General features: G+C 52.9%; 20 protein-coding genes. All 20 read left to right on the forward strand.

The genetic code is table 11. The features are described from left to right. Positions 1-11 precede the first annotated feature (11 nt). Positions 12-425 (forward strand): 50S ribosomal protein L16, encoded by a 414-nt coding sequence (rplP, locus tag ACB028_RS17735; RefSeq protein WP_005307963.1) that lies wholly within the window; start codon positions 12-14, stop codon positions 423-425. Beyond that, positions 425-616, forward strand: a complete 192-nt coding sequence (gene rpmC / locus ACB028_RS17740) for a 50S ribosomal protein L29 (RefSeq protein ID WP_005307965.1) — start codon at positions 425-427, stop codon at positions 614-616. Before rplP ends, rpmC begins: the two co-directional genes overlap by 1 nt. Then, on the forward strand, positions 616-864 hold the full coding sequence (gene rpsQ, locus ACB028_RS17745) for a 30S ribosomal protein S17 (protein WP_005307966.1): 249 nt from the start codon (positions 616-618) through the stop codon (positions 862-864). Before rpmC ends, rpsQ begins: the two co-directional genes overlap by 1 nt. Positions 865-1011: 147 nt before the next feature. Then, positions 1012-1380, forward strand: coding sequence for a 50S ribosomal protein L14 (rplN, locus tag ACB028_RS17750; RefSeq protein ID WP_005307975.1), 369 nt, complete (start codon positions 1012-1014; stop codon positions 1378-1380). Positions 1381-1391: 11 nt separating this feature from the next. Then, complete coding sequence (rplX, locus tag ACB028_RS17755; RefSeq protein ID WP_005307977.1) at positions 1392-1709, forward strand: 50S ribosomal protein L24; 318 nt, start codon at positions 1392-1394, stop codon at positions 1707-1709. A 13-nt stretch (positions 1710-1722) separates the two neighbouring features. Beyond that, positions 1723-2262, forward strand: a complete 540-nt coding sequence (rplE, locus tag ACB028_RS17760; RefSeq protein ID WP_005331162.1) for a 50S ribosomal protein L5 — start codon at positions 1723-1725, stop codon at positions 2260-2262. A 10-nt stretch (positions 2263-2272) separates the two neighbouring features. After that, entirely contained in the window at positions 2273-2578 is a 306-nt protein-coding gene (gene rpsN / locus ACB028_RS17765; RefSeq protein ID WP_005340609.1) for a 30S ribosomal protein S14, read from the forward strand. A gap of 20 nt (positions 2579-2598) precedes the next feature. After that, the gene (gene rpsH / locus ACB028_RS17770) at positions 2599-2991 is read left to right on the forward strand and encodes a 30S ribosomal protein S8 (protein ID WP_010672564.1); all 393 of its coding nucleotides are present in this window, start codon (positions 2599-2601) and stop codon (positions 2989-2991) included. Between the two features lie 13 nt (positions 2992-3004). Continuing rightward, a complete protein-coding gene (rplF, locus tag ACB028_RS17775; protein WP_026456045.1) occupies positions 3005-3538 on the forward strand; it encodes a 50S ribosomal protein L6 in 534 nt (177 codons plus the stop codon). 9 nt (positions 3539-3547) lie between these two features. Next, positions 3548-3901 carry a 50S ribosomal protein L18 gene (rplR, locus tag ACB028_RS17780; RefSeq protein ID WP_005340606.1) on the forward strand — a complete coding sequence of 118 codons (354 nt, stop codon included), beginning with the start codon at positions 3548-3550 and terminating at the stop codon, positions 3899-3901. 14 nt (positions 3902-3915) lie between these two features. Beyond that, positions 3916-4416: a 30S ribosomal protein S5 gene (rpsE, locus tag ACB028_RS17785; RefSeq protein ID WP_005342686.1), complete on the forward strand. Its 501-nt coding sequence runs from the start codon at positions 3916-3918 to the stop codon at positions 4414-4416. Positions 4417-4422: 6 nt separating this feature from the next. Next, the gene (gene rpmD, locus ACB028_RS17790) at positions 4423-4602 is read left to right on the forward strand and encodes a 50S ribosomal protein L30 (RefSeq protein ID WP_005307985.1); all 180 of its coding nucleotides are present in this window, start codon (positions 4423-4425) and stop codon (positions 4600-4602) included. A 2-nt stretch (positions 4603-4604) separates the two neighbouring features. Then, positions 4605-5042, forward strand: coding sequence for a 50S ribosomal protein L15 (gene rplO, locus ACB028_RS17795; protein ID WP_026456046.1), 438 nt, complete (start codon positions 4605-4607; stop codon positions 5040-5042). A gap of 8 nt (positions 5043-5050) precedes the next feature. Continuing rightward, entirely contained in the window at positions 5051-6379 is a 1329-nt protein-coding gene (secY, locus tag ACB028_RS17800; protein ID WP_026456047.1) for a preprotein translocase subunit SecY, read from the forward strand. 27 nt (positions 6380-6406) lie between these two features. Next, positions 6407-6520, forward strand: coding sequence for a 50S ribosomal protein L36 (rpmJ, locus tag ACB028_RS17805; RefSeq protein ID WP_005319705.1), 114 nt, complete (start codon positions 6407-6409; stop codon positions 6518-6520). Positions 6521-6659: 139 nt separating this feature from the next. Then, positions 6660-7016, forward strand: coding sequence for a 30S ribosomal protein S13 (gene rpsM / locus ACB028_RS17810; protein ID WP_005307991.1), 357 nt, complete (start codon positions 6660-6662; stop codon positions 7014-7016). A gap of 14 nt (positions 7017-7030) precedes the next feature. Next, complete coding sequence (gene rpsK, locus ACB028_RS17815; RefSeq protein WP_005319702.1) at positions 7031-7420, forward strand: 30S ribosomal protein S11; 390 nt, start codon at positions 7031-7033, stop codon at positions 7418-7420. Between the two features lie 40 nt (positions 7421-7460). Continuing rightward, positions 7461-8081: a 30S ribosomal protein S4 gene (rpsD, locus tag ACB028_RS17820; RefSeq protein ID WP_005307996.1), complete on the forward strand. Its 621-nt coding sequence runs from the start codon at positions 7461-7463 to the stop codon at positions 8079-8081. Positions 8082-8106: 25 nt separating this feature from the next. Then, positions 8107-9096, forward strand: a complete 990-nt coding sequence (gene rpoA / locus ACB028_RS17825; RefSeq protein ID WP_005307997.1) for a DNA-directed RNA polymerase subunit alpha — start codon at positions 8107-8109, stop codon at positions 9094-9096. Positions 9097-9139: 43 nt separating this feature from the next. Beyond that, positions 9140-9523, forward strand: coding sequence for a 50S ribosomal protein L17 (gene rplQ, locus ACB028_RS17830; RefSeq protein ID WP_005307999.1), 384 nt, complete (start codon positions 9140-9142; stop codon positions 9521-9523). The last annotated feature ends 170 nt before the right edge of the window (positions 9524-9693 follow it).

Here is a 9693-nt window from a genome sequence, read left to right on the forward strand (position 1 = left end):
AGATTCGGTAAATGTTGCAACCTAAGCGTACTAAATTCCGCAAGACCCACAAAGGTCGTAACCGCGGTCTGGCCAACTCTGGTAACGAAGTATCCTTCGGTACCTTTGGCCTGAAGGCGACATCTCGTGGTCAGCTGACTGCTCGTCAAATCGAAGCAGCCCGTCGTGCCATGACCCGTCACGTTAAGCGTCAAGGTAAGATCTGGATCCGTGTGTTCCCGGACAAGCCCATCACCGAGAAGCCCCTGGAAGTTCGTATGGGTAAAGGTAAGGGTAACGTGGAATACTGGGTTTGCCCGATCCAGCCTGGCAAGGTTCTGTACGAGATGGACGGTGTACCTGAGGCTCTGGCGCGTGAAGCGTTTGCCCTGGCCGCAGCTAAGCTGTCTGTTCAGACCACTTTCGTAATTAAGACGGTGATGTGATGAAAGCCCAAGATCTGCGTCAAAAGAGCGTCGAAGAACTGAACCAGGAACTGCTGGGCCTGCTGCGTGAGCAATTCAACATGCGCATGCAAGCATCCACCGGCCAGCTGGCTCAGACTCACACTCTGAAACAAGTGCGTCGTGACGTCGCACGTATCAAGACTGTACTGACTGAGAAGGCAGGTGCGTAATGACTGACAAAATCCGTACTCTGCAGGGTCGTGTAATCAGCGACAAGATGGACAAGTCCATCACTGTTGCCATCGAGCGCAAGGTAAAGCACCCGATCTACGGTAAGATCATCAAGCGTACTACCAAGCTGCACGTACATGACGAAAACAACGAGTGCAAAGCTGGCGATCTCGTGGAAATCCGCGAGTGCCGCCCGCTGTCCAAGACCAAGTCCTGGACCCTGGTTGCTGTCGTAGAAAAGGCCTAATCGGTACTTTTTTGCCCAAACGGCCCCTTCCAGGGGCCGTTTGTTTTTTAGGCTACCTTTTCTAAAAATCCTGTGTTATAGTTTCGCGCCTTTTGAAGGCAGCCAGATCCCGTTGGGGATAAGAAGTAAACAAAGCGGAGCACTAAGATGATCCAGATGCAAAGTATGCTGGGTGTTGCCGACAACTCCGGCGCTCGCAGTGTAATGTGTATTAAGGTTCTGGGTGGCTCGCACCGCCGTTACGCCGGCATCGGCGACATCATCAAGGTTTCCATCAAGGAAGCCATTCCTCGCGGTAAAGTGAAGAAAGGTGATGTGTATAACGCGGTGGTCGTACGCACCCGTAAAGGCGTTCGTCGTCCGGACGGCTCTGTCATCCGTTTCGACAACAATGCGGCTGTGTTGCTTAACAACAACCAACAGCCAATCGGTACTCGTATTTTTGGCCCGGTGACCCGTGAACTGCGTAATGAGAAGTTCATGAAGATTGTGTCCCTGGCACCCGAAGTACTGTAAGGAGTCGAACGATGGCAGCTAAAATCCGTCGCGAAGACGAAGTGATTGTTCTTACCGGCAAAGACAAGGGCAAGCGTGGCAAAGTCACCCAGGTCCTGATTGCCAAAGGTAAGGTAATCGTGGAAGGCATCAACCAGGTGAAGAAGCACCAGAAGCCGGTACCCGCACTGGGTCAGGCTGGCGGTATCGTCACCAAAGAAGCCCCCATCGATGTATCTAACGTAGCGCTGTTCAACTCTGCCACTGGCAAAGCTGACCGCGTTGGTTTCCGGATTGAAGACGGCAAGAAAGTTCGTTTCTTCAAATCCACCGGCGAACTTGTGAAGTAATTGGAGTTTAACGATGGCGAAACTGCATGATTACTACAAATCCGATGTAGTAAATGAACTGTCCAAGCAGTTCGGTTACAAGACTATCATGCAAGTCCCTCGGATCGAGAAAATCACCCTGAACATGGGTGTTGGTGAAGCGATCTCTGACAAGAAGTTGCTGGAAAATGCTGCTGCCGACATGGCTGCCATTTCCGGTCAGAAGCCGCTGATCACCAAAGCTCGCAAATCTGTTGCGGGCTTCAAGATTCGTGAAGGCTACCCGATAGGTTGTAAAGTAACCCTGCGTGGCGAGCGTATGTGGGAGTTCCTGGAACGGCTGATCTGCATCTCCGTACCGCGTATCCGTGACTTCCGTGGCCTGAACGCTAAAGCGTTCGACGGTCGTGGTAACTACTCCATGGGCGTGCGTGAGCAGATCATCTTCCCGGAAATCGACTATGACAAAGTCGATCGCGTCCGTGGTCTGGATATCACCATCACCACTTCCGCGAATACCGATGAAGAAGGCCGTGCTCTGCTGGCTGCCTTTAACTTCCCATTCCGCAAGTAAGGTTAGGGTTATGGCTAAAACATCCATGAAAGCGCGCGAAGCAAAGCGTGCCAAGCTGGTAGCCAAGTACGCGACCAAGCGTGCCGAGCTGAAAGCTATCATCGTTGACATGAACGCTTCTGAAGAAGCGCGTTGGGATGCTGTTCTGCAACTGCAACAGCTGCCCCGTGATTCCAGTCCGTCCCGCCAGCGTAACCGTTGCAATATTACTGGTCGTCCGCACGGTTTCCTGCGCAAGTTTGGCCTGTCTCGCATCAAGGTGCGTGAGCATGCCATGAAGGGCGAAATTCCGGGCCTGAAAAAGGCCTCTTGGTAAAGAATCTCGGGAGTTAGACTATGAGCATGCAAGATCCGATCGCGGATATGCTGACCCGCATCCGTAACGGTCAGGCGGCGAGCAAAGTTGCGGTTTCCATGCCTTCTTCCAAGCTGAAAGTGGCTATTGCCAAAGTGCTGAAAGAAGAAGGTTACATCGCTGGCTACAACGTAGCTGGTGACGTGAAGCCGGAACTGGAAATTGAACTGAAATATTTCCAGGGCAAGCCGGTTGTAGAACTGATCCAACGCGTGAGCCGTCCTGGCCTGCGTATTTACAAGCGCACTACCGATCTGCCGAAAGTAATGGGTGGTCTCGGTGTTGCTATCGTGTCCACGTCTAAAGGTGTGATGACCGACCGTGCTGCTCGCAAAGCAAGCATGGGTGGTGAGATCATCTGCTACGTCGCTTAATAGGAGGTCGGAAATGTCTCGCGTTGCTAAGGCACCCGTCACTATTCCTGCTGGCGTAGAAGTGACTCTGAACGGTCAGGAACTGTCCATCAAAGGTGGTAAAGGTTCCCTGGTTCGTTCTATCCACGCCGCTGTAGAAGTGACCAAAGAAGACAATGTACTGAAGTTCGCCCCGCGCGACGGCATCGCTGGTGCTGACGCTCAGGCCGGTACTGCCCGTGCATTGGTCAACAACATGGTAATCGGTGTTACCCAAGGCTTCGAGCGTAAGCTGCAGCTGGTTGGTGTAGGTTACAAAGCCTCCATCAAGGGCAATGCTGTCGCGCTGGCTCTGGGCTTCTCTCACCCGGTAGAGCATGAGCTGCCGGCTGGTGTAACCGCTGAGTGCCCGTCCCAGACTGAAGTTGTTCTGCGTGGCGTTGACAAGCAGCTGGTTGGCCAAGTCGCCGCCGATATCCGTGCTTACCGCGCTCCGGAGCCCTACAAGGGCAAGGGTGTACGCTATGCCAACGAGCAAGTGCGTACTAAAGAAGCTAAGAAGAAGTAAGGTAACACTATGGACAAGAAAGCAGCTCGTCTCCGTCGTGCTACTCGTGCTCGGAAAAAGATGCAGGAACTGGGAGCCACCCGTCTGGTTGTGCACCGTACCCCGCGTCATATCTATGCGCAGGTTATTGCAGCCAACGGTTCCGAAGTTCTGGCCTCTGCTTCCACAGTAGAGAAAGCCATCAGTGAAGCTCTGAAATACACCGGTAATGCAGACGCTGCTACCGCTGTAGGTAAAGCTATCGCTGAGCGTGCTATTGCCAAAGGCGTTCAGAACGTATCTTTCGATCGTTCCGGTTTCAAGTATCACGGTCGCATTGCTGCTCTGGCAGCTGCTGCACGTGACGCTGGTCTTCAGTTCTAAGCTAGGAGTCGAAGATGGCTAAAGTCGAATCTCAAGCCGGCGAACTGCAAGAAAAGCTGATTGCAGTAAACCGTGTTTCGAAAACTGTTAAAGGTGGTCGTATCATGTCCTTCACCGCGTTGACCGTGGTGGGTGATGGTAACGGCCGTGTAGGTTACGGTTATGGTAAGGCCCGTGAAGTTCCGGCTGCTATTCAAAAAGCAATGGAACAGGCCAAGCGTAACCTGAACAAGGTTGAGCTGAACAACGGCACCCTGCACCACCCGGTGAAAGGTGTTCACTCCGGTTCTACCGTGTTCATGAAGCCGGCCTCCCAAGGTACTGGTATCATCGCAGGCGGCGCTATGCGTGCTGTTCTGGAAGTTGCTGGTATCCACAACGTGCTGGCCAAGACCTACGGTTCCACCAACCCAATCAACGTCGTTCGCGCTACTGTAGACGCTCTGGTTCACGGTCAATCACCGGAACAGATCGCCGCCAAGCGTGGTCTGCGCGTTGAAGAAATCCTGGGGTAATGTGACATGGCTAACACTGTAAAAGTAACTCAAACTCGCAGCTCTATCGGCCGTCTGCCCAAGCATAAGGCAACTCTGCGTGGTCTGGGCCTGCGTCGCATTGGTCACACCGTTGAGCTGGAAGATACTCCTTGCGTACGCGGTATGATCAACCAGGTTTACTACATGGTTAAGGTGGAGGGCTAAGCATGCGTCTGAATACTCTGTCTCCGGCCGCTGGTTCCAAGCGCGTTAAGCACCGTCCGGGCCGTGGTATCGGTTCCGGTCTGGGCAAGACTGGTGGTCGTGGTGTGAAAGGTCAAACCTCTCGTTCCGGTGGCGGTAAAGTCCGCAACGGTTTCGAGGGTGGTCAGATGCCTTTGAAAATCCGTCTGCCGAAGTTCGGTTTCTTCTCTCGCAAGTCTTTGGTTTCTGCCGAAGTGCGCCTGAACGAAATCGCCCTGGTAGAAGGTGATGTGGTCGATATGAGCACTCTGAAGCAAGCCGGTGTTGTTACCAAAAACATCGTGTTCGCTAAAGTTGTTCTGTCTGGCAACATTGACCGTGCTGTGACTGTTCGTGGTCTGTCCGTCACCAAGGGTGCACGCGCAGCCATCGAGGCCGCTGGCGGTAAAATCGAGGAATAATCAGTACAATGGCTAAGAAACCAGGATTGGATGTTAAAGCACAGGGTGGTCTGAGTGAACTGAAGAGCCGTCTGCTCTTCGTTCTCGGGGCGATTATCGTTTTCCGTGCAGGCTCTTATGTGCCGATTCCTGGTATTGACGCCGCCGTACTGGCCGAGTTGTTCCAGCAACAGAAGGGCACCATCATTGAGATGTTCAACATGTTCAGTGGTGGTGCACTCTCGCGTGCTTCTATTCTTGCGTTGGGGATCATGCCGTACATTTCGGCATCGATCATTATCCAGCTGCTGACAGTGGTTCACCCCGCTCTTGCTGAACTCAAGAAAGAAGGTGAATCCGGCCGTCGCAAGATTAGCCAATATACCCGTTGGGGCACGCTGGTTTTGGGAACTTTCCAGGCCATTGGTATCGCAACCGGTCTGCCGAACATGATGCAGGGGCTCGTGACTAATCCGGGTCTTGGCTTCTACTTCACAGCCGTTGTGAGTCTGGTCACCGGTACCATGTTTTTGATGTGGTTGGGTGAGCAGATTACCGAGCGTGGGATTGGTAATGGTATTTCGCTGATTATTTTCACGGGTATCGTTGCCGGTCTGCCGCATGCCATTGGCGCTACGGCCGAACAGGCACGTCAAGGGGAATTGCACATCCTGCTGTTGTTGTTGCTGGGCTTGATTGTTTTCGCAGTGACTTACTTTGTGGTGTTCGTGGAGCGTGGTCAGCGTCGTATCGTCGTGAACTATGCCAAGCGTCAACAAGGCCGCCAGGTATTCGCAGCGCAAAGCACACACCTGCCGTTGAAAGTAAATATGGCCGGTGTGATTCCTGCGATTTTCGCATCCAGTATCATCCTGTTCCCAGGGACCATCACCTCTTGGTTTGGTCAGGGTGAGGGTAAAGTTGCTGATATTCTGCAGCAGGTCTCTATGGTCCTGCAGCCGGGTCAACCGCTTTACGAGATGCTGTATGCAGCAGCCATTATCTTCTTCTGCTTCTTCTATACTGCGCTGGTGTTCAATCCGCGCGAGACAGCAGACAACCTGAAGAAGAGTGGAGCCTTTATCCCGGGGATTCGCCCGGGCGAGCAGACAGCACGTTATATCGATAAGGTTATGACTCGCCTGACATTGGCAGGTGCACTCTATATAACCTTTATCTGTCTGGTACCCCAGTTCCTGATGACTGCCTGGAACGTACAGTTCTACTTCGGTGGCACCTCGCTGCTGATTATCGTGGTAGTTATCATGGACTTCATGGCTCAGGTTCAGACCCATATGATGTCTCATCAATATGGCGACGTCCTGAGGAAGGCCAACCTGAAGGGCTACGGCCGCTAAAGGTCGGCGTAGTTACGGAGTTAAGCAATGAAAGTTCGTGCTTCCGTTAAGGCAATCTGCCGTAACTGCAAAATCATCAAGCGTCACGGTGTGGTGCGTGTGATTTGCAGCGAGCCTAAGCATAAGCAACGCCAAGGCTAATTTTTTACGGTTAGTACTTGCAACAAATAGTTGTGCTGGCTAATATAGCCAGCCAACTTTTGTTGTGCATTGGTTGACCGCCACGTATCCGCTCACGGGCTTTGTGGTGGTCGTAATCTACTATATGTAGGAGTGAATAGTGGCCCGTATCGCTGGCATTAACATTCCTGACCATAAGCATGCTGTCATCGCTTTGACTGCTATTTATGGCGTCGGTCGTACCCGCTCCAAGGCCATCTGTGCCGCAGCCGGTATCGCTGAGAATGTGAAAATTAAAGACCTGGACGAAGCTCAGATCGAGAGTCTGCGTGAACAAGTAGGTAAATTCACCGTTGAAGGTGACCTGCGTCGTCAGATTTCCATGAACATCAAGCGTTTGATGGATCTGGGTTGCTACCGTGGTTTGCGTCACCGTCGTAGCCTGCCTGTTCGTGGTCAACGTACCAAGACCAACGCTCGTACCCGTAAGGGTCCGCGCAAGGCTATCAAGAAGTAACGGGAAGGTAGAAAATGGCTAAAACTCCGACTCGTGCTCGCAAGCGCGTTAAAAAGCAAGTGAGCGACGGTATTGCGCACGTTCATGCATCTTTCAACAACACAATCGTGACCATTACTGACCGTCAGGGCAATGCTCTGTCTTGGGCTACCTCTGGTGGTTCCGGTTTCCGTGGTTCCCGTAAGTCCACTCCGTTTGCTGCCCAGGTAGCTGCTGAGCGCGCTGGTGAGATCGCCAAAGAATACGGCGTGAAGAACCTGGAAGTCATGGTCAAAGGTCCGGGTCCCGGTCGTGAGTCTTCCATCCGCGCTCTGAACGCGGCTGGTTTCCGCATCACTAACATTACTGATGTGACTCCGATCCCGCACAACGGTTGTCGTCCTCCCAAGAAGCGCCGCGTGTAACGCGTTTAGCTACTTGGTCTAGGATTGTTGGAGAAAGAAGATGGCAAGATATATCGGTCCTAAGCTTAAGCTTAGCCGTCGTGAGGGCACCGACCTCTTCCTGAAGTCTGGTGTTCGTGCGATTGATTCTAAGTGCAAGATTGACACCGTTCCTGGTCAACACGGTGCGCGTAAAGCGCGTCTGTCTGACTACGGTGTTCAGCTGCGCGAGAAACAAAAAGTTCGTCGTATCTACGGCGTATTGGAAAAACAGTTCCGCAACTACTACCGCGACGCTGCCCGTCAAAAGGGTAACACCGGTGAAAACCTGTTGCAGCTGCTGGAAGGTCGTTTGGACAACGTTGTTTACCGTATGGGCTTCGGCGCTACCCGTGCTGAGTCTCGTCAGCTGGTGAGCCACAAGGCCATCATGGTCAACGGTCGCGTTGTGAACATTCCTTCTTTCCAGGTTTCCCCTGAGGACGTGATCTGCGTTCGTGAGAAGGCTAAGAAGCAAGCGCGTATCAAAGCTGCCCTTGAGGTTGCTGGTCAGCGCGAGAAGCCGACTTGGGTAGAGGTTGATGCCGCTAAAATGGAAGGTGCCTTCAAGCGCCTGCCGGAGCGTTCCGACCTGTCTGCCGACATTAACGAACAGCTGATCGTCGAGCTTTACTCCAAGTAAAGCTAGCTTCTAAAGAGAGGACACAATGCTGGGTTCTGTAACAGATTTTCTTAAACCGCGGCTAGTTGACATCGAGCAAGTTAGCCCGACTCATGCGAAAGTGACTCTTGAGCCACTTGAGCGTGGCTTTGGTCACACGCTGGGCAACGCCCTGCGTCGTATTTTGCTGTCTTCTATGCCCGGTTGTGCAGTTACTGAAGTCGAAATTGACGGGGTACTGCATGAGTACAGCAGCAAAGAAGGTGTACAGGAAGACATTCTTGAAATCCTGCTCAACCTGAAAGGTATCGCTGTGAAGCTGGAAGGCAAGGACGAGGTAACTCTGTCCCTGACCAAGTCTGGAACAGGCCCCGTTACCGCTGGTGATATCACTCACGGTGATGAAGTCGAGATCGTAAACCCGGAGCACGTAATCTGCCACCTGACTGGTGCCAATGCTGAAATCAGCATGCGCCTGAAAGTTCAGCGCGGTCGTGGTTATGTGCCTGCTTCTGCTCGTGTTCACAACGATGATGAAGAGCGTCCTATCGGTCGCCTGCTGCTGGACTCCGCGTTCAGCCCCATCGTTCGTATTGCCTACAATGTTGAGGCAGCACGGGTTGAACAGCGTACCGACTTGGACAAGCTGGTCATCGACATGGAGACCAATGGTACCCTGGATCCTGAAGAAGCCATCCGTCGTTCTGCCACTATTCTGGCCGAGCAACTGGAAGCCTTCGTGGATCTGCGCGATGTCAGCGTGCCCGAGAAGAAAGAAGAGAAACCCGAGTTTGATCCGATTCTGCTGCGTCCTGTCGATGATTTGGAGCTGACAGTTCGTTCTGCGAACTGTCTGAAGGCAGAAGCTATCCACTATATTGGTGATCTGGTACAGCGTACCGAAGTTGAGTTGCTTAAGACTCCTAACCTCGGTAAGAAGTCCCTGACTGAGATCAAGGACGTGTTGGCCTCCCGTGGTCTGTCTCTTGGCATGCGCCTTGAGAACTGGCCGCCCGCCAGCATCGCTGACGAGTAATCCAGATTACGGGTTTCACAGATTTAGTTAGAAGGATAAGGTCATGCGCCATCGTTTGAGTGGTCGTCAACTGAACCGGAACAGCAGCCATCGTCAGGCTATGTTCCGCAACATGGCCAGCTCCCTGGTTCGTCATGAGATCATCAAGACGACTCTGCCTAAGGCAAAAGAGCTGCGTCGTGTAGTTGAACCGCTGATCACCCTTGCCAAGACTGATAGCGTTGCTAATCGTCGCCTGGCATTTGCCCGTACTCGCGATAACGCGATCGTGGCTAAGCTGTTCAATGAACTGGGCCCGCGCTACCTGGAGCGCGCCGGCGGTTATACTCGCATTCTGAAATGCGGTTTCCGTGCTGGCGACAACGCCCCTATGGCTTATATTGAGCTGGTAGACCGTCCGGCCGCTGCTGAAGCAGCTGCTGAGTGATAAAAGAAAACGCCGGGCTTGTCCCGGCTTTTCTTTTAGTGGATTCTGATACTGCCTCAACTGCCTCAACTGCCTCAACTGCCTCAACTGCCTCAACTGCCTCAACTGCCTCAACTGCCTCAACTGCCTCAACTGCCTCAACTGCCTCAACTGCCTCAACTGCCTCAACT

Origin of the sequence: Aeromonas sp. S9(2024), assembly GCF_041403185.1 — a bacterium.
Classification (GTDB): domain Bacteria; phylum Pseudomonadota; class Gammaproteobacteria; order Enterobacterales; family Aeromonadaceae; genus Aeromonas; species Aeromonas enteropelogenes.